General features: G+C 59.2%; 17 protein-coding genes. 4 read left to right on the top strand and 13 right to left on the bottom strand.

Features of this window, described 5'->3' with window-relative positions; genetic code table 11:
* The first annotated feature begins 131 nt into the window (after positions 1–131).
* The 3 genes from GGD50_RS05485 (at position 132) to GGD50_RS05475 (ending at position 4454) form a co-directional block, all read left to right on the top strand.
* Positions 132–1943 (top strand): extracellular solute-binding protein, encoded by a 1812-nt coding sequence (locus GGD50_RS05485; RefSeq protein WP_107107998.1) that lies wholly within the window; start codon positions 132–134, stop codon positions 1941–1943.
* Between the two features lie 110 nt (positions 1944–2053).
* The gene (locus GGD50_RS05480; RefSeq protein WP_028753186.1) at positions 2054–2725 is read left to right on the top strand and encodes a DsbA family oxidoreductase; all 672 of its coding nucleotides are present in this window, start codon (positions 2054–2056) and stop codon (positions 2723–2725) included.
* Between the two features lie 361 nt (positions 2726–3086).
* Positions 3087–4454, top strand: a complete 1368-nt coding sequence (locus GGD50_RS05475; RefSeq protein WP_245407459.1) for an FRG domain-containing protein — start codon at positions 3087–3089, stop codon at positions 4452–4454.
* Between the two features lie 202 nt (positions 4455–4656).
* Here GGD50_RS05475 and mfd read toward each other — a convergent pair whose 3' ends face one another.
* Positions 4657–8157, bottom strand: coding sequence for a transcription-repair coupling factor (gene mfd / locus GGD50_RS05470; RefSeq protein WP_107107997.1), 3501 nt, complete (start codon positions 8155–8157; stop codon positions 4657–4659).
* A complete protein-coding gene (locus GGD50_RS05465) occupies positions 8154–8468 on the bottom strand; it encodes an FAD assembly factor SdhE (RefSeq protein ID WP_107107996.1) in 315 nt (104 codons plus the stop codon). The genes mfd and GGD50_RS05465 overlap by 4 nt, the downstream gene beginning before the upstream one ends.
* 172 nt (positions 8469–8640) lie before the next feature.
* Here GGD50_RS05465 and recG point away from each other — a divergent pair, with 172 nt between their 5' ends.
* On the top strand, positions 8641–10746 hold the full coding sequence (recG, locus tag GGD50_RS05460; RefSeq protein ID WP_107107995.1) for an ATP-dependent DNA helicase RecG: 2106 nt from the start codon (positions 8641–8643) through the stop codon (positions 10744–10746).
* Positions 10747–10788: 42 nt separating this feature from the next.
* Here the strand turns inward: recG and GGD50_RS05455 are convergent, their stop codons facing one another.
* The 11 genes from GGD50_RS05455 to GGD50_RS05405 all read right to left on the bottom strand — a co-directional run bounded on the left by GGD50_RS05455 (position 10789) and on the right by GGD50_RS05405 (position 24529).
* Positions 10789–12285: an esterase-like activity of phytase family protein gene (locus tag GGD50_RS05455; protein ID WP_107108143.1), complete on the bottom strand. Its 1497-nt coding sequence runs from the start codon at positions 12283–12285 to the stop codon at positions 10789–10791.
* Between the two features lie 230 nt (positions 12286–12515).
* Complete coding sequence (locus GGD50_RS05450) at positions 12516–13220, bottom strand: DUF502 domain-containing protein (RefSeq protein WP_107107994.1); 705 nt, start codon at positions 13218–13220, stop codon at positions 12516–12518.
* A 175-nt stretch (positions 13221–13395) separates the two neighbouring features.
* A complete protein-coding gene (gene glmS, locus GGD50_RS05445; protein WP_107107993.1) occupies positions 13396–15222 on the bottom strand; it encodes a glutamine--fructose-6-phosphate transaminase (isomerizing) in 1827 nt (608 codons plus the stop codon).
* A 219-nt stretch (positions 15223–15441) separates the two neighbouring features.
* Positions 15442–16803 (bottom strand): bifunctional UDP-N-acetylglucosamine diphosphorylase/glucosamine-1-phosphate N-acetyltransferase GlmU, encoded by a 1362-nt coding sequence (glmU, locus tag GGD50_RS05440; RefSeq protein ID WP_107108142.1) that lies wholly within the window; start codon positions 16801–16803, stop codon positions 15442–15444.
* 102 nt (positions 16804–16905) lie between these two features.
* The gene (locus tag GGD50_RS05435; protein ID WP_107107992.1) at positions 16906–17652 is read right to left on the bottom strand and encodes a FadR/GntR family transcriptional regulator; all 747 of its coding nucleotides are present in this window, start codon (positions 17650–17652) and stop codon (positions 16906–16908) included.
* 16 nt (positions 17653–17668) lie between these two features.
* On the bottom strand, positions 17669–18637 hold the full coding sequence (gene yjfF, locus GGD50_RS05430; protein WP_107107991.1) for a galactofuranose ABC transporter, permease protein YjfF: 969 nt from the start codon (positions 18635–18637) through the stop codon (positions 17669–17671).
* The gene (locus tag GGD50_RS05425; RefSeq protein ID WP_107107990.1) at positions 18634–19662 is read right to left on the bottom strand and encodes an ABC transporter permease; all 1029 of its coding nucleotides are present in this window, start codon (positions 19660–19662) and stop codon (positions 18634–18636) included. Before GGD50_RS05425 ends, yjfF begins: the two co-directional genes overlap by 4 nt.
* Positions 19659–21182 (bottom strand): galactofuranose ABC transporter, ATP-binding protein YtfR, encoded by a 1524-nt coding sequence (gene ytfR, locus GGD50_RS05420; RefSeq protein ID WP_107107989.1) that lies wholly within the window; start codon positions 21180–21182, stop codon positions 19659–19661. Before ytfR ends, GGD50_RS05425 begins: the two co-directional genes overlap by 4 nt.
* Before the next feature lie 192 nt (positions 21183–21374).
* Entirely contained in the window at positions 21375–22337 is a 963-nt protein-coding gene (gene ytfQ / locus GGD50_RS05415; RefSeq protein ID WP_107107988.1) for a galactofuranose ABC transporter, galactofuranose-binding protein YtfQ, read from the bottom strand.
* Positions 22338–22479: 142 nt separating this feature from the next.
* A complete protein-coding gene (locus GGD50_RS05410) occupies positions 22480–23556 on the bottom strand; it encodes a BMP family ABC transporter substrate-binding protein (protein ID WP_107107987.1) in 1077 nt (358 codons plus the stop codon).
* Between the two features lie 52 nt (positions 23557–23608).
* Positions 23609–24529 carry an ABC transporter permease gene (locus GGD50_RS05405; protein ID WP_107107986.1) on the bottom strand — a complete coding sequence of 307 codons (921 nt, stop codon included), beginning with the start codon at positions 24527–24529 and terminating at the stop codon, positions 23609–23611.
* Position 24530: the final 1 nt, after the last annotated feature.

The following is a 24530-nucleotide window of genomic DNA, read 5'->3' as shown; positions in this document are numbered from 1 at the left end:
CACCGGCGCGGATATCCAGCTTTTCTTTGGTCTTTTCTGTCGAGACCTAAGAATTCCCGTAGGCGCGTGTTGGATTCGGCACTCTCATGATAAGGTTCCGCAGAATCATGCCCCTTACCGGAAAGGATGCCATGCAAGCGCTCCGGATCGCTATTTTCCTGTTCTTCTCAGCATTCTGCGGTGCCGCGCTCGCTCAGCCGCTCTATGGTATCGCTATGCATGGAGATCCCGCCCTACCGGCGGATTATACGCATTTTCCCTACGTCAATCCGAACGTAAAAAAGGGCGGCCATATCAACTATGGTGTCGTCGGCACATTCGACAATCTCAATCCCTTCATCCTGAAAAGCATGCGCACGACGGCGCGCGGCATGTGGGATCCGGATTACGGCAATCTCATCTACGAATCGCTGATGCAGCGCTCGCGTGACGAGCCCTTCACGCTTTACGGATTGCTGGCGAAGACGGTCGAATGGGACGACAGCCGCAGCTATATTCAGTTCAACCTCAATCCGAATGCCAAGTGGTCGGATGGGCAGCCGGTAACGCCCGAGGATGTGATCTTCACCCTCCAACTGCTGCACGATAAGGGTCGCGTGCCGCTTTCGTCCTGGCTGGAAACGATCGGCAAGATGGAGAAGGTCGGCGAGCATAGCGTCCTGATCCATTTCAACGAAAAGGCCAATCGCGAAACGCCACTGATCATCGCCTCGTCGCTGCCGATCCTGCCGAAACATGCGATCGACCCCGATAATTTCGACCGGACGACGCTCAGCATTCCGATCGGCTCTGGCCCCTATAGGGTCAAGAGCATCGATCCCGGCCAGCGCATCGTGTTTGAGCGCAATCCCGATTATTGGGGCAAGGACATTCCCGTGAAAGTCGGCGTCGACAATTACGACGAGATTTCAGTCAATTATTTCCTGCAGGAAACCACGCTGTTTGAAGCCTTCAAGAAAGGCGACATCGACATTTATCCCGACGGCAGCCCCGGCCATTGGCAGGTGGCCTATGATTTCCCGGCAGTGACCTCCGGCGCTGTCGTCAAAGACGTTTTTAAGCCGGAATTGCCGAGTGGCATGTTCGGTTTCGTCTTCAATACGCGCCGGCCGATCTTTGCCAACAAGAAGGTTCGCCAGGGCCTAGCACTTGCCTTTGATTTCGAATGGGTGAACCGGAGCCTCTCTTCGAACGCCTATACGCGCACGCAGAGCTATTGGCAGAACTCCGACCTCTCCTCGCTCGGCGTGCCCGCGGATGCACGCGAGCTTGCCATGCTAGGCCCGATCAAGGATCGCATCGATCCAGATGTACTTGATGGCACCTACAGGCTGCCCGTCAGCGACGGTTCTGGTCGCGACCGCGCCATTTTGCGCAAGGCCGTCGATCTGCTCAAGCAGGGCGGCTACACGATCAAAGGCGAAAAGATGGTCGATAGCACCGGGCGTCAACTCAGCTTCGAGATCATGACGCAGAATCCCGACCAGGAACGTATCGCAATCGCCTATCGCCGATCTTTAGCGCTGCTCGGCATCGCGGTGACCATCCGCACCGTCGATGATTCGCAATATCAGCGCCGGACGATAAGCTACGATTACGATATGATCTTGAAAGCCTACCCGTCATCGCTGTCGCCTGGCATCGAGCAGGTAGGGCGTTGGGGGTCTGTTGCCGCCAAAACCGAGGGCAGCCTCAATTTTGCGGGTGTCGCCGATCCTGACGTCGACATGTTGATGGATCATTTCCTTGCCGCCCGCTCCGCCGAAGATTTCCGGGATGCGGTGCGCTCCTTCGATCGTATCTTGATTTCCGGCTACTATGTCGTGCCGCTCTACCATATTGGTCAGCAATGGGTGGCGCGGCGCAGCCGTATCGCCCATCCCGATGTCCTGCCGCTCTATGGCTATCAGTTGCCCGTTTGGTGGGATGCATCGGTGCAATAAAGGCTTCCGCCGCCAATTGTTACCCGGTTCCTTTTCGGTAACTGGTTGAAGCCTCCGCCCTAAAGGCCTAGATGGCACCTTAAAGCCCCATAGATCGGAAGGATTGAGCCATGGAACGCATCACGATCGATATCGTCTCGGACGTCGTTTGTCCGTGGTGCTATCTCGGCAAGGCTCGGCTGGAGCTGGCAATCGCCGAGGTGCAGGACGAAGTGGGCGTCGACATCAACTGGCGGCCCTATCGCCTCAATCCCGACTATCCGCCCGAAGGCGTCGACCAGAAGACGGCGCTTGAGCAGAAGCTCGGCGGCGCCGAGCGCGTCGCGCAGGCGCACAAGATGCTGACCGATCTCGGCCGCGAAGTGGGCATCAAGTTCGATTTCGAAGCGATCAAGATCGGCCCGAACACGCTTGACGCCCATCGCCTCATCCAATGGGCAGGCACCGAGGACCGCGAGAAGCAGGAAAAGGTGGTCACCGCCCTGTTCAAGGCCAATTTCGAAGAAGGCCGCAATGTCGGCGATCATGCCGTGCTGCTGGACATCGCCGAAAAGGCCGGCCTCGACCGCTCCGTCATCGCCACCCTGCTCTCCTCCAACGCCGACCGCGATCTCATCGTCGGCGAAATCGACGCCGCCCAAAAGATCGGCGTCAACGGCGTGCCCTTCTTCATCTTCGACCAGCAATATGCGGTGAGCGGTGCTCAAACGCCTGACGTTCTGGTTGGGGCGCTGCGGGATATCGCCAAGCTAAAGGCGGAAGCGCGGGCTGGGATGAATTGAGCGTATTCCTATTTCCATCGTTAGGGAGCAAAGGTTGACGACCATTTTAGAGAGGTGGGAGACCGCTTTGTGCCAATTGTGGAGCCTTAATTTCTAGATTCGAGGCTTTCCCGTCGCATTCCAGTTTTCTCTCGTGGTCAGATAGATTGCAATCAGTGCGTAGTTTTCCTCGGAGGCACGAAAATTCGGCTTAAGGTAAGCGCAGCCTCCCGGAAAAAGATCTTCATCTTGTTAGGTATCGCGTCGCCAATTTCACCGCTCCAATATTATGGCCGTTAGCCAGATCTTATTGTAGGGGTGATAGATGTGAATACTAGCCCAGACTATTGCAGGGCTGCATATGCCGCAGAGGAGCGCTGGCGTGTCGGAGAACTTCAATTATATCTCCTTTGGCAACCGGGACTATCTAGACGGGGATGAAATTGACCTCACCATGAGCAGAGGTCGCATGTTCGAATATACCCCTACAGATATCGAGAAGCGGCTCGAGGGGGTTGGATCGACCGCCATAGACTTTCTTGAGAAGTTGCCGACATTCTTATGTAGCGAGATTTCAAAAGATTTGGGCTTCGTGTCGATGCTGATCAAGTACGGTCACATAGGACAGACGCAAGCAGACAGAAAAGAGGTTTCGACCCGTTTTAAGGTGGTGATCGATTTTGGAGAGGTAAAGTTTGATAGCGTAGAAGAGGCTAAAGAGCTCTTCGGGGCTGACGGATTTCAGCTCTACCGGACGCACTGGGCCGTTCGATCGGGTGATTTTCGAGACATTCTTAGGAAGATTGCGCAAGCTTATCCAGAGTTTCATGGCGCTATCGAACAACAGCTAACTCCCGATGAGACAACCGTCGTTGCCGAGCCTCCGGTGCGCGAGAAGAATATCATCGGTGTAGCAGATAGCGTTGAGATTTTCCTTGGCTTACTCCATGGATTGCCCGTTAATACCTCGATGGAAAACTTCTATCGTGGACATGAGGATGCGAGCTTTGAGTTGACGCCTTCGCTTCTCAGGAAATGGCCGGATGGAGCATGGAAATACATGCCGAACGAGGATCGGCTCTGTAAGGAATTACTCATAGCGCATTATGACGAATTCCAAGGCGATCAATATTGCTTTGACCGCCTGGTTCGTATGCAGCACTACGGGCTACCCACCCGCCTGTTGGATATCTCCGGCAATCCACTAATGGCGCTATTTTTTGCCTGTTATTGCAGGGAAGATCTTATGAACAGTGACGGAGAAGTCATCATATTCCGTATCGAGCGTGAGAAGATCAAATACTACGACTCTGATACTGTGAGTTGCTTATCCAATTTGTCCAATCTCACTAACAGCCAAAAGAGCGAAATTAATCTCGGTATGGAGTTGATCCAGTTTAACAATGAAGATGTCGCTCACAAGCTACTTCACCATATCAAATCGGAAAAAAGCTACTTTGAAGGTCGCATCCAGCCCGATGATCTCGGCTCCATCCTCTGTGTCAAAGCTAAGAGGACGAACAGTAGAATAAAATCTCAGTCCGGTGCATTCCTCCTATTTGGACATGAGGCGATATTGCCGGAAGTTGGCACCGACGGGATTGAAATCGCTCGAATAGGGATCACGAACAAGAAGCATATCCTCGCCCAACTCGACAGCATCAATATTAATGCAACAACGGTTTACCCGAGCATAGATCAAACTACAGTTCATCTCCGCGACCGATATTTGCAGCCGCAATCGACTTGAGTGCAGTCTGTATTGCGAGAGCTAGCTCACTCTTGGAGGTTTAAAATACACGTGGAGTGACAAGGTTGCCTATAGCATGAGCTCCCATAGCCAGACCCTTGACGGGGAATATTATTGACTTTTGTCCTCGGCCCAACACGCCAGTATCCGTATCGAATCGCGAGTTGCTGCTGATGGTATTTGCTACATACCATCGCACCCACTACTTCGCCAATTCCGCCAACTGCGTCATCACCACAGCCGCGCCCTGGAGCCGTTTTTCCGGTGATGGCAGGTCGCGGGTCAGGAAGACGCTCTGGTCGGGGCGTATCTTTGCCATGGTGCCTTGCTTGGCGATATAGCCGACGAGGTTGGCCGGGTTCGGGAATTCCTTGTTGCGGAACTGCACGACGACGCCCTTCGGGCCGGCGTCCAGCTTTTCGACATTGGCGATGCGGCAAAGCGACTTGATGTAGACGATCTTCAGGAGATGCTGCACCTCCAGCGGCATCGGGCCGAATCGATCGATCATTTCGGCACCGAAGCCGTCGATCTCCTTGATCTCGGTGATCTCGCCGAGGCGGCGATAGAGCGCCATGCGCAGATGCAGGTCCGGCACGTAATCGTCGGGGATCATGACAGGCGTGCCAACGGAAATCTGCGGCGACCAGCCGGTATCCTGGATCTCGTCGACGCCCTTGACCTCGGCGACAGCCTCTTCAAGCATTTGCTGGTAAAGCTCGAAGCCCACTTCCTTGATGTGACCGGACTGTTCTTCACCAAGCAGATTGCCGGCGCCGCGGATATCGAGATCGTGGCTTGCGAGCTGGAAGCCGGCGCCGAGCGTGTCGAGCGACTGCAGCACCTTCAGGCGGCGCTCCGCGGTCGTCGTCAGAACCTTGTTGACCGGCAAGGTGAAGAGGGCGAAGGCGCGCACTTTCGACCGACCGACGCGGCCGCGCAACTGATAGAGCTGCGCCAGGCCGAACATGTCGGCGCGGTGGACGATCAGCGTATTGGCCGTCGGCACGTCGAGACCGGATTCGACGATGGTAGTCGACAGCAGCACGTCATAACGGCCTTCATAGAAGGCGTTCATGATGTCTTCGAGCTCACCGGCCGGCATCTGACCATGCGCGACAGCCACTTTCAGCTCCGGCACATCCGACTGCAGGAAGGCGTGGATGTCGGCGAGATCGGCCAGGCGCGGGCAGACATAGAAGCTCTGGCCGCCGCGATAATGCTCGCGCATCAGCGTCTCGCGGATGACGAGCGAATCGAAGGGCGAGATGAAGGTGCGCACCGCCATGCGGTCGACCGGCGGGGTGGTGATCAGCGACAGTTCACGCACGCCGGTCATGGCGAGCTGCAGCGTGCGCGGAATCGGCGTTGCAGACAGCGTCAGCACATGCACGTCGCTCTTCAGCTCCTTCAGCCGCTCCTTGTGCTTGACGCCGAAGTGCTGCTCCTCGTCGATCACCAGTAGGCCGAGATTGGCGAACTGGATGCCGGAGCCAAGCAGCGCATGCGTGCCAACGACGATATCGGTCTTGCCATCGGCCACTTCCTTCTTGGTCAGCGCCAGATCCTTGGCGCCGACAAGGCGCGAGGCCTGCTGGACGCGGATCGGCAAGCCACGGAAGCGCTCCGAGAAGGTCTTGAAATGCTGGCGGGCAAGCAGCGTCGTCGGCACGACGACGGCGACCTGTACGCCATTCATGGCGGCCACGAAGGCGGCGCGCAGCGCCACTTCAGTCTTGCCGAAGCCGACGTCGCCGCAGACGAGGCGGTCCATCGGCCGGCCAGCGCCGAGATCGTCGCGCACCGCGTCGATGGCGTTCATCTGATCTTCGGTCTCGTCATAGGGGAAGCGGGCAGCAAACTCGTCGTAAAGCCCTTCCGGCGAGGTCAGCACCGGCGCATGCCGCGTCAGGCGCTCGGCCGCGACGCGGATCAACGCGCCGGCCATGTCCAGCAGGCGCTTCTTAAGCTTGGCCTTGCGCATCTGCCAGGCGCCGCCGCCCAGCTTGTCGAGCTGCGCCTCCGTGCCCTCGCCGCCGTAGCGCGACAGGAGATCGATATTTTCGACCGGCAGGAACAGTTTGGCATCGTCGGCATATTGCAGCTCGAGGCAGGCATGCGGCGCGCCGGCCGCCTCGATGGTCCGGAGGCCGACGAAACGGCCGATACCGTGTTCGGCATGGACGACGATGGAACCCTCGTCCAGACCAGCCACTTCGGAGATAAAATCGGCGGCGCGTTTGCGGCGTTTGGAGCGGCGCACCATGCGGTCGCCAAGAATGTCCTGCTCGCCGATGACGACGAGATCGCCGGCCTCGAAGCCTGCTTCCAGGCTCAGCACGGCGGCGGCCGCCTCGCCCTTCTCCAGCGATCCAATATCCTTGAAGGCTTCGATCGTCTTGACGCGGGCAAGCCCGTGTTCGGCCAGCACCTGTAAAAGGCGATCGAGCGAACCTTCCGTCCAGGCCGATATCAAGACCTTGCCGCCGGCGGCGCGGCGGTCGGCGATGTGCTTGACCACGGCATCGAAGACGTTGACGCGCTCGCTATCGGCACTCTCGGTGGAGGATCGTGCCCAGCGCGGCCCCTGACGGGCGTCGACACTGACGACGCGGCGCGCCTCGCCCTCATGTTCATTGAAGGGCGAGATGCGCATAGCATTGAAGGCATCGAGTGCCTTGGCGAAGGTATTGCCGTCAAGATAGAGCTGGCCGGGCGTTACCGGCTTGTAGGGCGTGCCCTGCGCCATCTGCCCCTTGGCCGCCTGCCCGGAATTCAGACGGGCATCGTAATAGTCGAAGACGAGCTTGGAACGCTCTTCGGCCGCTTCGCGCACCGTGTGATCGGTGACCAGCCGGAAGCCGCGGAGATAGTCGAAAACCGTCTCCAGCTTCTCATAGAACAGCGGCAGCCAGTGTTCCATGCCGGCATAGCGACGTCCCTCCGAGACAGCGACATAGAGGGCGTCGTCGCGCGTCGCCGCGCCGAAAGCTGAAAGATAGTTCTTGCGGAAACGGCTGATCGTATCCGGCGTCAGCGTCACTTCGCTCATCGGGTTGAGGTCGAGGGAGCGGATCTGGCCGGTGGTGCGCTGGCTGGCGGGATCGAAACTGCGGATGCTTTCCAGCGTGTCGCCGAAGAAATCGAGGCGCACCGGCTCTTCCGTACCCGGCACGAAAACATCGAGAATGCCGCCGCGCACGGCATATTCGCCGACTTCGCGCACCGTCGCGACACGATCGAAGCCGTTGCGCTCCAGACGGCCGGCGATGTCATCCATATGCACCTGATTGCCCGGCCGGGCAGAGAAGGCCAGGCTCTCGATCACATCCTGCGGCGCCACCTTCTGCAGCATGGCATTGACCGTCACCAGGACGATCGCGGCATGCGGCTTGTGATGGTGGGCGATCAGACCGGAGAGCGCTGCCAGGCGGCGGGCCGAGGTGTCGGAACTCGGCGAAACGCGGTCATAGGGAAGGCAGTCCCAGGCGGGCAGCGTCAGGACCGGAATATCGGGCGCGATGAAACCGAGCATCTGTTCGACGTCGGCCATGTGCTGGCCATCGGACATGACATAGGCAACCGGTTGGCCTGTTTTCGCCAGCTCGGCCAGCAGAAAAGGCTCCAGGCCGGCGGGAACATGGCCAATCGTCAGCGGCTCGCTTGCCGCGATCAGTTTCTTCGCGTCGAAACCAGGGATCATCTGGTTATCCCAAGCTTTTCGGCGACCTGCTCGAAATCGGGCTGGTAGGCGGCAAGGCGTATGAATAACGGCGTCCGCAGATGCTCCGGCACCGGCTGCGTTCCGAGTATCCATTTGACGAGATCGTTGTCTTCCTCGGCCATGATGCGCTCGAGTTCATCGAGTTCGGCCTCGGCAAGCCGGGGCAATTCGTTGTCGGCGAACTGACCGAAAACAAGATCCATCTCGCGGATACCGCGGTGCCAACAGCGAAAGAGAATGCGCCGGCGGCGGGGATCGAGATCGGCACTGCTGAGAGTCAGCCCAGTCATCAAAAACACCTTTATGTTGATGGGTCTCTATAAAACCAGCCTTGAAAGGTGGGAACCGGTTTTTCGGAAAAAAGCATGCCGAGCGCAATTTTCCGGGGAGTATGTGCCTCCTAGAAGCTCGCATGACCCTCAGGCCTTGCCAAGCCACCCTCCCCGTCGCATTTTGCCGGCCATGCGACCCGCCATCCTCGATCCGCTGTTTACCTCCGTCTCTTCGCTGCCCGGCGTCGGGCCGAAGATTGCCGAACTGCTGGTGAAGCTGCTCGATCGGGAAAGCATCGACGACTGCCGGGTCATCGACCTGCTCTTTCATGCGCCGCATTCCATCATCGACCGGCGTGAGCAGCCGGGCATTGCGCGGGCGCCGCAGGGCGCGATCGTCACCATCACCGGCCGCGTCGACCGCCACCAGCCGCCGCCGAATGCGCGCAGCAACGTGCCCTACCGCGTCTTCCTGCATGACGAAACCGGCGAACTCGGTCTGGTATTCTTCCGCGGCAAGGCGCAATGGCTGGAAAAGCAACTGCCGATCGATGAAGTAGTGACCGTCAGCGGCAAGGTCGACTGGTTCAACGGCCGGCCGTCGATGGTGCATCCGGACTACATCATGCGCGAAAGCGAGGCGGAGAACCTGCCGTTGGTCGAGCCGGTCTATCCCCTTACCGCCGGGCTCTCGCCGAAATTCCTGCGCAAGACCATCGAAGCGGCCACAACGCGCATACCGGAACTGCCGGAATGGGACGATGCGGCGCTCACACAGAAGCAAGGCTTTCCCTCGATTTCAGACGGCTTCCACATGCTGCATGCGCCGCGGGATGCTGCCGATATCGATCCGCAGGCGCCAGCCCGCCGCAGGCTTGCCTATGACGAATTCCTGGCTGGGCAGTTGTCGCTGTCGCTTGTGCGCCAGCGTCTGCGCAAGGTTGCCGGCCAGCCCGTGCGTCCTACGGGAACAATCAGCCGGAACATATTGGAATCCCTTCCCTTCTCCATGACGAACAGTCAGAAGGAAGCCGTGGCCGATATTCTCAAGGACATGGCGGGCACGGAGCGCATGCTCCGGCTGCTGCAGGGCGATGTCGGCGCCGGCAAGACGCTGGTGGCATTGATGGCGATTGCCGCGGTCATCGAAAGCGGCGGCCAGGCGGTGTTGATGGCGCCGACCGAAATCCTGGCGCGACAACATCATGCGACGATCTCGAAATTTGCCGCCAGTGCCAATCTTACCGTCGAAGTGCTGACGGGCCGTACCAAAGGCCGCGAGCGCGACGCCATCCTGGAACGCATCGCGTCCGGCGAAGCGCAGATCGTCATCGGCACGCACGCGCTGTTTCAGGATAGCGTGAGCTACGCCAATCTCATGCTGGCCGTCGTCGACGAGCAGCACCGTTTCGGCGTGCACCAGCGCTTGCGGCTGACGGCGAAGGGCATCTCGCCGCATATGCTGGTCATGACCGCCACGCCGATCCCACGCACACTGGTACTTGCCGCCTTCGGCGATATGGACGTTTCCAAGCTCACCGAGAAGCCCGCCGGCCGCAAGCCGATCCAGACGATCACCATTCCGACCGAGCGAACCGGCGATATCGTTGCACGGTTGAAGAGCGCTTTGTCCGAAGGCAAAAAAGCCTATTGGATATGCCCACTTGTCGAGGAAACCGAAGAATCTGATTTAATGTCGGTCGAAGAACGGCATGCGAGCTTGACCAAGGCGCTGGGGCCTGGGATCGGGCTCATTCACGGCCGCATGAGCGGACCGGAAAAAGATGCCGTGATGATGGCGTTCAAGAATGGAGATATCCGCCTGCTGGTCGCCACAACGGTGGTCGAGGTCGGCGTCGATGTGCCGGACGCGACGATCATGGTGATCGAGCATGCCGAGCGTTTCGGTCTGGCGCAGTTGCACCAGTTGCGCGGGCGCGTCGGACGTGGCGACGAGGCGTCCACCTGCATCCTGCTCTATAAGGGCCCGTTGGGTGAAACTGGTCATGCCCGGCTGTCGATCATGCGCGACACCGAGGACGGTTTCCGCATTGCCGAGGAGGATCTGAAGCTGCGTGGTGAGGGCGAGTTGCTCGGCACGCGCCAGTCCGGAACGCCCGGCTTCCGCATCGCCAGCCTCGAGGCCCATGCCGATCTCCTGGAAATCGCCCGCAAGGACGCCGCCTATCTGATCGAGCGCGATCCGGAGCTGACGGGTGAGCGTGGCATGGCTGTGCGTACCCTGCTCTATCTCTTCCGCCGCGACGAGGCGATCCGTTTTCTGAGAGCGGGATAGGTGGATGGACGCGGCAATCGCGTCCATCCAAATCATAGGCCGTTACTTGGCCGAAAGGCCGGGGATCGTGACCTGGAACACCTGGAACATGGTGTCGACATCAGCTCCACCATCGCCCTTATAGGCCGCGCCAACCTGGAAACCGTCCTGGGTCAGGAAGTCGTTGTCGTTGGCGACGAACAGGAAGTAATCGTCCGGCAGTTTCGGATCCATGACGCTCAGGAGCGACATGGCTTCCCACTTTTCGGAGAGATTGTTGCGATCGTTCGGCGCACCATTGTGGAGGCCGAAGCGAGCGAGATCGGCGCTGTCGTTGATGTCGATGAACTGGCTCACAGCCGCCGGCTTCACCGAGGGATCGACGACACCCTTGGGAGCGACCGGCTTATCGGCATCGAATGCCGTGCCGTGAATATCGGTTGCGGCTGAGACATCGACAATGTCGATGCTGCGATAGAGCGACTTATCGCCCTTCACGCCGTAGCCGTTGTTGCTGTCGCGGGCCAGCATGAGGAAGGTCTGCGGCGAGAGAGCCACGATTTCGCTCTGGGCGGCGACGGCCGTCTTGCCCTTGGCGTCGGTGAAGACCGGCAGCGGCACGACATATTCATGCACCAGCTTCAAATGGGCCAGATCGGTGGCATCGTAGACCAAAGTGCGGGTGTTCTGGCGCGTCGAGCTGGAATCGCCGCCATCCTGGCGGGTTGCGGACTGCAGCACGGCAATCAGGAACTTGCCGTCCGGCGTCAGGGACATGCCTTCTAGGCCCTGATTGTTCTGGCGGCCGCTGGTCGGATCCTTCGGGTCCGGAGCGGATTCGCCAGGACCGGGATTGTTGGAGGCGAAGTTGACGGCACCATTGCGCATCGGCAGCAGCGCAGTCGGCGGCGGGGTTGCGGCCATCATGCGGCCATCGGCGGCGAAGCGATAGATATAGGGGCCATACTCATCGCTGATGAACATGGTGCCATCGGGCAGTCGGGCGACGGCTTCGGTATCGAGCGAAATCTTGCCGTTCGGCGCTTGAGGCAGCAGCGGCATGCCATCAGCCGGCTGACGGGTGCCGTTAGCCGGATCGAGACCGGTCGTGTCGGCGCCCTTGTTGTCGGTCAGCAGCACGGTGTCGGCGAGCTTGGCATCGACGCCAGACTGTTCCTTGCCGACCGGCGGTGTTGCGCCCGGAGCAACCGGCGTCAACTGGACATCGATGGTGTTGAGACGCGGGCGATAGTCGGTCGTGCCGACAGCATTGTAGCCGCGGTCGGGCAATAGCCACAGCGAACCTTTGTAGGAACCATCGGCATTGCGCACCCAGCTCTTGGTGTCGATGGACATACCCGAACCGGAGCCGAAGGTCTCGCCGAACTTGTCGCGCAGATTGGCCGGGATACGGCCAACGGCGACGCGGCCCTTGTTGACCAACATGACGCCGCCGACGGCGACGGAGCTATCGGCGAGGGCAGCGATCGGCGCGGAGAAAACAAAAGTGGCGAGCGCTGCGGAGAGCAGCGGCAATGTCATTGAACGCACGTTTTTCAAGGCAATATCCTCCTGATGAAAAAGCCCTTTTTGCTGGAACGGCATTCACCTTCAGACACGGCCAAAGCCGTGTCGAACGATGCATCCGGTTCTAGTGATCCGGACTTCGACAATGAGGTGCGCCCCGATTGCCTTTCCGGCAGACGGTCTAAGACGGCAACATGATAAGGACATGACAACTCGCCCCAAACGCGTGGGCGAGAGAGGAAGAGATCAGAAAAAGCGTAGTTCTAAGACAGCGTTTTTACGGGGACAGGCGCCGGCGGCGGCAGTTCCTTGCCGATCAGCTTTTCCCGATATTCCGGCGAAACCAGGCCGCCGGAGATCAGCAGTTTGGCGCCATCTTCCGGGCTCATGTCGAGGATCGTGATTTTTTCACGCGGCACGAAAACCAGGAAGCCGGCTGTCGGGACGGGCGTCGGCGGCAGGAAAACGGCCACCATGTCATGCCCCATGGCGTTGAACCTCGAAGCGATCTCACCTTTGGCGTCGGTCGAGATGAACACCATCGACCAGAGGCCGGGGCTCGGATATTCGATGAGGCCGACCTTCTTGAAAGACGTGCCCTGCTCCTTCAGCACGCTTTCGAAAATCTGCTTCACGCTCTTGTAGATGGTTCGCACCAGCGGCACGCGCTGCACGATCGATTCGCCGAAGCGGACGATGCTCTGACCGATCAGGTTTTTGGCGAGGAAACCGACGATCGTGATGAAGATCATAGCGATCACTAGGCCAGTGCCGGGAACGGCGAAATTCAGATAGCTCTCGGGATCGTAGCGCGCCGGAATATAGGGCCTGACCCAGCTATCTGCCCAGTGGACCACCGACCAGGTGAGCCAGAGCGTAATGGCGATTGGCGCGCAGATAATCAGGCCCGCCAGGAAATTGTTTCTGATCCGCGTTGCCACAGACACTTTGATGGGTCTATCCGTCATTCGCCGTTCGAAAACTCCGTTCCGTCGCCACCGCTAACCGGCAAATTCCCCCACCATCTCCTATGTGAAACGTGCCAGAAATCGGCACGTAGCACAACCCGCCAGTCACGTCATCGGCGGGATCAGAGCCCCGTTCACGACGACGTTATTTTAGGAAAACAGCGGGGAATGCAGCCTATTCCACCGTCACCGACTTGGCCAGATTACGCGGCTGATCGACGTCCGTGCCCATGAAGACAGCGGTGTGATAGGCGAGCAATTGGATCGGCAGCGAGAAGATCATCGGCGCGATGATTTCATCGACAATAGGCAGGGTAATCGTCGCCATGGTCGGCAGGGTAGAAGCCGCTGCCCCCGCCTCGTCGGTGATGAAGATGATGCGGCCGCCGCGCGCCGCTACTTCCTGCATATTGGAGACGGTCTTATCGAAGAAGCGGTCGTAGGGAGCGATGACGATAACAGGCATGTTCTCGTCGATCAGCGCGATCGGACCGTGCTTCAACTCACCGGCGGCATAGCCTTCGGCGTGGATGTAGGAGATTTCCTTGAGCTTCAGCGCACCTTCCATGGCCAGCGGGAAGCTGGTGCCACGGCCGAGATAAAGCACATCCTTGAATTTGGAGATCTCGCGGGCAAGGCTTTCCATCTGCGGCTGGATGATATTCAGCACCCGGGCCATGATGCGCGGCATCTCGACGAGATGGCCCACCATCGCCTGTTCATCCTCGGCGCTGACCGTACCACGCGCTTTGCCGGCGCCGATTGCCAGAGACGCCAGGACTGCAAGTTGGCAGGTGAAGGCCTTGGTCGAGGCAACGCCGATTTCGGGGCCGGCCATGATCGGGAAGACGGCATCGGATTCGCGCGCGATGGTCGATTCCTTGACATTGACGACGGCACCAATCTTCAGGCCATTGTCCCTGCAGTAGCGCAGCGACGCCAGCGTATCGGCCGTTTCGCCGGACTGCGAGATGAACAGCGCGGCTTGCGATGGCAAGAGCGGCATCTCGCGATAGCGGAATTCGGAGGCGACATCGATCTCGACCGGCAGACGGGCATAGCGCTCGAACCAATATTTGCCGATCAGGCCGGCGAGATAGGCCGTGCCGCAGGCTGAGATCGCGAGGCTGGATACGGCGTTGAAATCGATCGACGACGCATTCGGGTGCACCCGATGGCTGCCAAAATCGACATAATGGCTGAGCGCGTGAGAGATCACCTCCGGCTGCTCGTAAATTTCCTTTTCCATGAAGTGGCGATGATTGCCCTTGTCGACAACATAGGCGGTCGCCTGCGATATCTGCCGAACGCGGTTGACCTCCCGGCCGCTGAAGTCGACGACCGTGGCGCCAGCGCGGGTGATGATCGCGCAGTCGCCATCGACCAGATAGGTGATCTCGTTGGTAAAGGGCGCCAGCGCGATGGCGTCGGAGCCAAGGAACATCTCGCCATTGCCGAAACCGATGGCGAGCGGCGGGCCGGAACGGGCCGCCATCAGCGTGTCGGGATCGTTCTGGAACATGACGACCAGTGCATATGCACCAGTGACGCGGTTCAGCATCTTCAGCATGGCTGCGCGCGGATCGAGGCCCTGGCGGAGATATTTCGCCAGGAGATGCGCAACGACTTCCGTATCGGTCTGGGTGGCGAAAATCCTGCCCTCGGCCTTCAATTCTTCGCGCAGCTCGGAGAAGTTCTCGATGATGCCATTGTGGACGACGGCGACGCCTTCGACAAAATGCGGATGGGCGTTGGTTTCGTTGGGAACGCCATGCGTCGCCCAACGGGTGTGAGCAATGCCAGTTGCGCCGGGCAGCGGCTCGACGTCCAGCCGCTTTTCGAGATTGAAGAGTTTTCCTTCGGCGCGGCGACGATCCATGACGCCGTTATGAATGGTGGCAACGCCAGCCGAATCATAGCCGCGATATTCGAGACGCCGCAAGGCATCCACCAATCGCTCCGCCACAGGCTTCGTTCCGACGATCCCGACAATGCCGCACATGCAATTCTCCGTCTGCCCAAAATATTGGAGCAAGTCCTAATGATTCTAATCGTTTTCTCAATCGCCGCGATGGTCACTTTCGATTTCTGACCGTTACGCGACCCTACCGCGCCGAGGCATCCAAAGGATGCGTTGCGGACACAGCAGGACTTTAGAGTAGCGCACAATCCTTTCCTTAAATCGATTCCGATTTAAGGGCTCCTGCGCTGGACTTTAGGCTTAGTGGCTGCCCTTCTTCGCCGCCTTGATGGCTAAGGCCCGATCGCGGATGACCTTGGCACGGCCAGGTTTTACCTCCTGGCGAGCGCGTCCGAAGGCCAGCGCTTCCGCCGGGACATCCTCGGTGATGACACTGCCCGAGGCGACATAGGCGCTGTCGCCAATGCGCACGGGCGCCACCAGCGACGAGTTCGAACCGATGAAGCTGTTTGCGCCGATATGGGTCTCGTGTTTGTTGACGCCATCATAGTTGCAGGTAATCGTGCCAGCGCCGATATTGCTGCCGGCCCCGACGGTCGCGTCGCCGATATAGGTCAGATGGTTGACCTTCGCGCCCTCAGCTATCTTGCCGTTCTTCACCTCACAGAAATTGCCGACCTTTGCACCGTCGGCAAGATCCGCACCCGGACGCAGCCGCGCGAAGGGGCCAACCGTGGCGCCTGCGCTGACGTGGGCGCCTTCGATATGCGAGAAAGCGTGGATGACCGCACCGCCATCGATGACGGCGCCGGGACCGAAGACGACATTCGGCTCGATCAGCGCGTCCTGGCCGATCACCGTGTCATAGGCAAGAAACACTGTTTCCGGCGCGATCATGGTGACGCCCGAAAGCATCAGCTCGTGACGCCGCCGCTCCTGCCAGAGGCGTTCGATAAAGGCGAGCTCCGCACGGTTGTTACAGCCGGTCATCTCCACTTCGGGCGCGTCGACGGCGACTGCACGGCCGCCGAGGGAGCGGGCGATCTCGACAAGATCGGTCAGATAATATTCGTGCTTGGCATTGTCGTTACCGATGCGGTCGAGAAGGTCGAGCGCCTTGCGGCCGTTGATCGCCATCAGGCCGCTGTTGCACCAGGTGACCGCGAGCTCGGCATCGGTCGCATCCTTCGCTTCGCGGATGGCGATCAACTCACCATCCTTGACGAGCAGCCGGCCATAAGCATTCGGATTTTCCGTATGAAAGCCGATGACGACGATGTCATTGCCTTCGGCAAGCCCACGGCGCGCTGCGCGAAGCGGCGCGTCGGTGAGCAGCGGCACGTCGCCATAGGCCACCAGAATATCGTCATAGCCCTCAGCAATCGCCTCACGAGCGGCGAGCACAGCATGCCCGGTGCCGAGACGCTCCTTCTGCAGATAGGCTTCCACCTTGACGCCGCCGACGGAGGCTGCGGCGGTGACCTCTTCCGCATTACGGCCGACGACGAGCGCTGCAGCGGAAATATCTGTCTTTGCGATCGCTTCCATCACATGCGCGATCATCGGACGACCGGCAATCGGGTGCAGCACCTTGGACATCGACGACTTCATACGGGTGCTGTCGCCAGCGGCGAGGATGATGGCGAGGCAGGTGCGTTCCATTTCAAGCTCCGAAAGATGCGGTCCGACACGGCCCAAGAACAGGCTTCGTCTCCTCATAGCAACTAGTTGAGCGGTGAACTACGGCGAATTTAGAGGTAGGCGTCAAGCGTCTACGAGTGCCGCGAAGGTTTGCTGAACATGCCGGCGGCCGTCGAAAATAACGAATTCCATCGCCTTGTGCGCCGCCGGTCCGTCATGGGCGGCGATGGCCTCCACGATGGCCATATGCGAATCGGCTATGTTGCCGAAGCCGTTGCTGGCGGGCGGCGCGCTCATCCGGAACATGCCAACGAGGGCTGCTTCGATCAGGCCGCCGAGCGTGCGCATGAAGGGATTGTGGGACGCTTCCGTGATTGCCAGATGAAAATGAAGGTCGGCGACGGCAAGGCTGTCTGGCGTGTGCTCCGGCGCAGCCATGGCCATCGCGAGCCGCCGAAGCGCCTCGATTTCCTCAGCGCTGGCGCGCTCCGCGACGAGGCTGGCGGCAAACGGCTCGAATGCCAAGCGAATGTCATAGAGATGAAGGAGGAACTCTTCGTTGACACCGCTTTCGAAGTGCCAGGTCAGCACTGCGGTGTCGAACATGTTCCAATGGATCTTCTCGGTGACGCGGGTTCCGACGCGGGCGCGCGGAACGACCAAGCCTTTTGCGGCCAGGGTCTTCATGCTCTCGCGCAGAACCGTACGCGACACCTTGAACCGCTGCAGAAGCTCGCTGTCACCGGGGAGAATGCTGCCTATGGGAAAGGCTCCCGACACGATCGCTTTTCCGAGATCATCCACGACCTGCGCATGGCTGGTTCGTGACTTTCTTTCGGTTTTTCTTGATTCAAGCAATCTGCTGCGCAAGCACTCTGTCCTTCCCTCAGGCGTAACGACGATTGAAGCGGGAAAGCAGCAGAAGACCCTTCTGCATCAGAATAAATGCAAACAGCAGCAGCCCGATCAGTATCTTAGTCCACCAACTGGAAAGTGTTCCATCAAAGGTGATGTAAGTCTGAATCAAGCCCTGTATGAGAATTCCGATAAGCGTTCCCCCAACGAACCCTGCTCCCCCCGTCAGCAACGTTCCGCCGATGACCACCGCAGCAATGGCATCGAGTTCGACACCAACGGTAGCCAGCGAATATCCAGCCGACGTATAGAGAGAAAAAACGATTCCGGATAGACCGGCGAGAAAGCCGGACAGCGCATAGATCTGGATGGTCGTCCGGCCGACCGGAACACCCATCAACTGAGCCGTCTGCACCCCGCCGCCCAGCGCATAGACGTTGGCTCCGAAGCGGGTGCGATGCGCCAGCAGGATGCCGCCGGCAAAGACGATCAGCATGATACCGCCGATCAGCGTCAGACGACCGCCGCCCGGCAGCAGCAGATAGAGATCGCTGAGTTGCGTATAGAAATCATGCTCGATCGGGATGCTGTCGATCGACAGGACGAATGCGATGCCGCGCGCGAGAAACATGCCCGCCAGCGTGACGATGAAGGGCGGCATACTGAGATAGTGGATGATGGCACCCATGCCCGCGCCGAAGATCGTCGTGATCGCCAGAACAAGCGCGAAGGCGATCAAAGGATGGATCGAGGTATCCCGCAGAACGATCGCCAGGAAGACGCCGGTAAAGGCGATAACCGAACCGATCGACAGATCGATGCCGCCGGAAAGGATGACGAAGGTCATGCCGACTGCGGCAATTCCGAGAAAAGCGTTGTCCGTCAGCAGATTGCCGATAACGCGCGTCGACAGCATGGTCGGAAACTGCAGCACGCAGCCGGTATAGGCCAGCAGGAAAATGACGATCGTCACGAGCAGGGGAAGATATTTCGAATTCACTTTGCCTGCTCCTCATGGATCATCTGCGCCGCACCCCGCCGACGCCAGAAAAACGCCGAGACGGATTGGAGAGCTGGAGACTGGATGACCAGAATGATGATGACGATGACGGCCTTGATCACCAGATTGAATTCCGGCGGGAAGCCGGACAACAGAATGCCCGTATTGACCGACTGGATGATCATCGCTCCAACCAGCGAGCCGACAATGCTGAAACGACCGCCAAGAAGGGAATTGCCGCCGACGACAACGGCGAGGATCGCGTCCAGCTCAAGCCAGAGACCGGCGTTGTTCGCATCGGCGCCCTTGATATCGGCGGAAACGATGATGCCGGCGATTGAGGCGCAAAGGCCGCTCAGGGCATAGACGGCGATCAGCAGCACCGGCGTCTGGATGCCCGACAGCGTGCTGGCGCGACGGTTGATGCCGATCGCCTCAACAAGCATGCCGAGCGCCGTGCGCCTCACCAGAAGAATGACCGCCAATGCCACCAGCAGCCAGATGACGACAGGCATCGGCAGAGAGGCGAAAGACCCGCTCCCCAGGAAGATCAACCCATCGTCATTGAAGGTCATGATGACGCCTTCGGTGATCAATTGGGCTATCCCGCGGCCTGCGACCATCAGCACCAGCGTAGCGATGATCGGCTGAATGTCGAGAACCGCGACGAGGAACCCGTTCCAGAGCCCGCATGCAAGCCCGACGCCGATGGTCAGCAGCAGCGTGTAGGCGAGAGAATTCCCGGAGACGATGGCGGATGCCGCGACGGCACCGCAAATTGCGATCACCGCGCCGACCGAGAGATCGATGCCCTTGGTGGCGATGACGAGCGTCATGCCAATCGACAGAAGTGCTACCGGCGCACCGCGATTGAGAACATCGATGATGCTGCCGTACAATCTGCCATTCTGCATTTCCAGATGAAAGAACTGCGGGAACATAATGAAATTCAAAAGAAGAATGGCTGCCAACGCAATGAGTTGCGGAGCCAATCGAAATAACAGGGCCTTGATCTGGGAACTCATGCTTCTTCTCGCTTGCTCTCGCCCGTCGCTATGGAGTCGACGATATGGCTGGCAGTAATCTTGTCGCCCGTCAGTTCGGCAATATGCTCGCGGTCGCGCAGCACGATGACACGGGAACTATAGGCTACGAGCTCCTCCAGCTCGGACGAAATCACCACCAGCGACATTCCCTGCTGGCAAAGGTCTTCGATCAAGCGGATGATCTCGGCGTGCGCACCGACATCGATGCCGCGCGTCGGCTCGTCCAGTATCAGGAAGTTGGGATTGGTCGCCAGCCAGCGGGCCAGAATGGCCTTTTGCTGATTGCCGCCGGACAGCAGCCTTATCGGCTTTTCGCGGTCGGTGGTACGAATATCCAACGCCTTGATATAGCGATCAGCGAGCGCATTCTGCTCGCTGCGCGGCAATGGGCGTGCCCAGCCGCGGCGGGCCTGAAGCGCCATGACTATATTTTCGCGGATGGACAGATCGCCGATGATGCCGTCCGTCTTGCGGTCCTCCGGGCAAAAGCCGAAGCCGCTCTTGATCGCGGCACGCGGGCTCGAAAGAGCCACCGTCCGGTCCTCGATCTTTGCCTCGCCGCTGTCGGCGCGCTCGACACCAAAGAGCACCTCTGCGGTTTCCGTGCGTCCGGAGCCCAACAGACCGGCAATCCCAACCACTTCGCCGGCACGAACCTCGAGGTCGAAGGGTTTGATCTTGCCGCGCTTGCCGAAATTGGTGAAGCGGTACCTCACCGGCCCGCTTTCGCTGACCGCCTGCTTCGCAGTCGCTTCGGCGTGCGCAAGTTCGCGGCCAAGCATCATGGCGATCAGGGTTTGCCGCGAAAGGCCCTCAGCATCGCGCGTCCCCACAAGGCGGCCGTTGCGCAGCACGGTTATGCGGTCGCAGATCTGATAGACCTGTTCCAAAAAGTGCGTAATAAAAACAATGCCTAAACCGCGCTGCTTCAGATTTCGGATAATACCGAAAAGCATCTCGACCTCATGGGTGTCGAGGCTGGCCGTCGGCTCGTCGAGGATCAAAACCTTGCCGGAGAGATCGACGGCACGCGCGATCGCGATCACCTGCTGGATTGCCACGGAGAAACGGTCGAGCTGACGGCTGACATCGATGTCTATGCCGTATTGCGACAACAGGTCTTTCGCCATGCTGTTCATCACGCGGCTGCTGACCATGCCGAGGCGTTTCGGCTGACGGCCGAGAAACAGATTTTCCGCGACACTCAAATTCGCAAGGAGGTTCACCTCCTGATAAACCGTCCCGATGCCGAGCTTCTGCGCTGCGAGCGTATCATGCGGATCGATTTCGGCGCCATCGAGAACGAGGCTGCCTGCGTCGCGGCGATATGCGCCAGTCATGCACTTGATCAGCGTCGATTTCCCAGCACCATTTTCGCCGAGAAGCGCATGAACCTCACCCCGCCGCAATGTGAAATCGACATGATCCAGGGCGGTGGAACCGGGAAAATATTTGCAGAAGCCGGTAGCTGTCAGAAGACGCTCGACATCGTGAGCCATGGGCCAAGAATTTCCTTGAATTGAGCCGCTATGCAAAAGCGCGAAATACGCCGCTCGCTAGAGCGCCGTGCGTTCATCTTACTCCCATTCAGGTGATTTCACCCGAATTCGTGAAGTTTCAGCGCGCCCGCAGTTCCGCGTCGAAAAGCCCGCACCGGCCGTTTGCCGGCCGATGCGGTTTGCTTTCTTACATCAGTAACCCTGGCCCTTCTTTTCCTCGTAGACCTTCTGCGGGTCGTCAGACTGCGTGTACAGCTTGGACTCGGTCTGGATCCACTTCGGCGGCTCCTTCTTGGTCTTCAGGTAGGCGTCGAGAGCATCGAAGGCGGGGCCGGCCATGTTCGGCGTCAGTTCGACCGTCGCGTTTGCTTCGCCGGCAGCCATGGCCTTGAAGAGGTCCGGAACCGAATCGATGGATACGGTCAGGATATCCTTGCCCGGCTTCAGGCCGGCTTCCTTGATCGCCTGGATGGCGCCGACGGCCATGTCGTCGTTATGAGCGTAGAGCGCGCAGATATCCTTACCGCCGTTCTCAGCCTTCAGGAAGCTTTCCATGACTTCCTTGCCCTTGGCGCGGGTGAAGTCGCCCGTCTGGCTACGAACGATCTTCAGGTTGTCATGGCCCTTGATGGCTTCTTCGAAGCCCTTCTTGCGGGCAATCGCCGGCGAAGAACCGGTGGTGCCCTGGAGCTCGACGATGTTGCACTTCTTATCGCCGACGGTCTTCACAAGCCAGTCGCCGGCAACCTTGCCTTCGTGGATCTGGTCCGAGGTAACGGCGGTCAGATAGAGATCCTTCGGTGCGTTGATCGTGCGGTCAAGCAGGATGACCGGGATCTTGGCTTCCTTTGCTTCCTTCAGAACGGCGTCCCAGCCCGTTTCAACAACGGGAGCCAGCAGAATCGCATCGACACCCTGTGCGATGAAAGAGCGAATTGCCTTGATCTGGTTTTCCTGCTTCTGTTGCGCATCGGCGAATTTGAGATCGATCCCGCGCTTCTCAGCTTGCTGCTTGGTAACGGTCGTTTCCGCCGCACGCCAGCCAGATTCCGAGCCGATTTGCGAAAAGCCGACAACCAAATTCTTTGCCGACGCAGACGTAAACATGCAAGCAGCAAGAATCGTGGCACTCACCAGTGCAGTCTTCAATTTCATGATGTCCTCCCAATTGGCCGTCTCTTACGGCCAGTGGCAAAAAATCATATAGTAATACTTTTGTAAATCGACATTGTGTGATGCACTGCAACAAAAAAGGGCGCTCGGGGCGCCCTTTTTCAACCGTCTCAAATTTAGAGGCTTACTTTGCGGCAGGAAGCTTATCGTCGACGCCTTCGATGTAGAAATTCATGCCGAGCAGCGTAGCGTCATCGGCCTTTTCGCCAGCCTTCAGCCAAGGCGTTCCGTCCTGCTTGTTGATCGGGCCCGTGAAGGGAGCGAGTTCGCCGGACTTGATCTTGGCTTCAGTTTCCTGAGCCATCTTCTTCACGTCGTCAGGCATGTTGGTGTAGTCCGACATCTTCAAGATGCCGTCCTTCAGGCCGTCCCAGTTCTGTTCGGCCTTCCAGGTGCCGTCGAGCAGCGCATGGACGCGCTTGGAGTAGTAGTTACCCCAGGTGTCGACGACAGCGGTCAACTGCGCGTGCGGGCCGGAGGCGATCATGTCGGAGGCCTGACCGAAGGCATGGATGCCGCGTTCCTCGGCCACCTGCATCGGCGCGGTGGTGTCGGTATGCTGGGTCAGGATATCGACGCCCTGGTCGACCATCGCCTTGGCAGCATCGGCTTCCTTGCCTGGGTCGAACCAGGTGTTGACCCAGATGACCTTGAGCTTGAAGCTCGGATCGACCGAACGCGCGCCCTGCTCGAAGGAGTTGATGCCCATCACCACTTCCGGAATCGGGAAGGAAGCAATGTAGGCGGCACCGTGATTCTTCGACATCTTGGCGGCGATCTGCCCCAGGATGTAGCGGCCTTCATAGAAGCGCGAGTTGTAGGTGGCGAGATTCGGGCCGCTCTTGAAGCCGGTCGCATGCTCGAACTTCACCTTAGGGAACTTCGCGGCGACCTTGACGGTGGCATCCATGAAGCCGAACGACGTGGAAAAGATCAGCGAGCAGCCGGAACGAGCGAGGCGCTCGATGGCGCGTTCGGCGTCCGGGCCTTCCGGAACATTTTCGAGATAGGGCGTATCGATCTTGTTGCCGAACTCCTTCTGGACCTGCTGACGGCCGAGATCGTGCGCCTGCGAATAACCGCCATCCGTGTGCGAGCCGACATAGACAAAGCAGACCTTGGTCGGTGCCGCTTCGGCCGCGGCAGCGAAGCCGATAATGGCGGCGGCCGTGGTGGCGAGTGTGAGTGCTAGTTTCTTCATGGTTACCCCTGCTGGTTTGACATAACTTACGAAATCCGTCCGGTTGTTGTTCTTAGCGCTCCGGAACGAAGGCCTTGCCGAGCGACGCTGGCGTATTGATCAAGGTCGCGCGGCGATTTTGAGAGATGATGACGAGAACCACTATAGTCGACGCATAGGGCAGCATCGACAGGAATTGTGCGGGAATGCCAACCCCGAAGCCCTGCGCATGAAATTGCAGGATCGTCACCGCCCCGAAGAGATAGCCGCCGGCCATGACGCGCATTGGCCGCCACGACGCGAAGACAACGAGAGCCAGCGTCACCCAGCCCCGGCCGGCCGACATGTTCTCAACCCATTGCGGCGTGTAGACCAGCGACAATTGCGCGCCGGCGAGGCCTGCGCAGGCGCCGCCGAACATGACGGCCAGATAGCGCGTGCGGATGACATTGATGCCGAGGGCATGCGCCGAGCCATGACTGTCGCCGATGGCGCGTAGCTTCAGGCCGGTCCGGCTGCGGAAGAGGAACCAATTGACGCCGATCAGCAGCGCGATCGAGAGATAGAAAGTCAGGTCCTGCTTGAAGAGCACCGGCCCGATGAGCGGAATATCGGACAGGAACGGAAAGACGATTTCCCGCAACTGCACGCCGGGCACGCTGACATAACCTTCACCGATCATGCCGGAGAGACCGAGGCCGAGGATAGTGAGCGCCAGACCCGTCGCCACCTGATTGGTCACCAGCGTCAACGTCAGGAACCCGAACAGCAGCGAAAACAGCGCACCGCCGACAATGCCGGTGATGAGGCCCACATAGGGTGATCCGCTCATCTGCGCGCCGACGAAAGCGGCGACAGCACCCATGATCATCATGCCTTCGACGCCGAGATTGAGCACGCCGGAGCGTTCCACCACCAGTTCGCCGAGGCCGGCGATAACGAGCGGCGTCGAGGCGGTGATGATGGTCAGGAGAATCGCTTCAAAAACACTCATA

The sequence above is a fragment of the Martinezella paranaensis genome, assembly GCF_014200235.1.
Taxonomy (GTDB): Bacteria; Pseudomonadota; Alphaproteobacteria; order Rhizobiales; family Rhizobiaceae; genus Rhizobium; species Rhizobium paranaense.
This window is presented reverse-complemented; position numbering and strand designations above follow the sequence as displayed.

What these genes read in the sequence shown, in the direction of transcription:
- recG (WP_107107995.1), top strand. Translation starts at nt 8,641, where the DNA reads ATGCGACCCGCCATCCTCGATCCGCTGTTTACCTCCGTCTCTTCGCTG.
- GGD50_RS05405 (WP_107107986.1), bottom strand. Translation starts at nt 24,529, where the DNA reads ATGAGTGTTTTTGAAGCGATTCTCCTGACCATCATCACCGCCTCGACG.
- GGD50_RS05465 (WP_107107996.1), bottom strand. Translation starts at nt 8,468, where the DNA reads ATGACTGGGCTGACTCTCAGCAGTGCCGATCTCGATCCCCGCCGCCGG.
- ytfR (WP_107107989.1), bottom strand. Translation starts at nt 21,182, where the DNA reads ATGGCTCACGATGTCGAGCGTCTTCTGACAGCTACCGGCTTCTGCAAA.
- GGD50_RS05410 (WP_107107987.1), bottom strand. Translation starts at nt 23,556, where the DNA reads ATGAAGAAACTAGCACTCACACTCGCCACCACGGCCGCCGCCATTATC.
- GGD50_RS05485 (WP_107107998.1), top strand. Translation starts at nt 132, where the DNA reads ATGCAAGCGCTCCGGATCGCTATTTTCCTGTTCTTCTCAGCATTCTGC.
- GGD50_RS05480 (WP_028753186.1), top strand. Translation starts at nt 2,054, where the DNA reads ATGGAACGCATCACGATCGATATCGTCTCGGACGTCGTTTGTCCGTGG.
- GGD50_RS05425 (WP_107107990.1), bottom strand. Translation starts at nt 19,662, where the DNA reads ATGAGTTCCCAGATCAAGGCCCTGTTATTTCGATTGGCTCCGCAACTC.
- glmS (WP_107107993.1), bottom strand. Translation starts at nt 15,222, where the DNA reads ATGTGCGGCATTGTCGGGATCGTCGGAACGAAGCCTGTGGCGGAGCGA.
- GGD50_RS05450 (WP_107107994.1), bottom strand. Translation starts at nt 13,220, where the DNA reads ATGACGGATAGACCCATCAAAGTGTCTGTGGCAACGCGGATCAGAAAC.
- mfd (WP_107107997.1), bottom strand. Translation starts at nt 8,157, where the DNA reads ATGATCCCTGGTTTCGACGCGAAGAAACTGATCGCGGCAAGCGAGCCG.
- glmU (WP_107108142.1), bottom strand. Translation starts at nt 16,803, where the DNA reads ATGGAACGCACCTGCCTCGCCATCATCCTCGCCGCTGGCGACAGCACC.
- ytfQ (WP_107107988.1), bottom strand. Translation starts at nt 22,337, where the DNA reads ATGAAATTGAAGACTGCACTGGTGAGTGCCACGATTCTTGCTGCTTGC.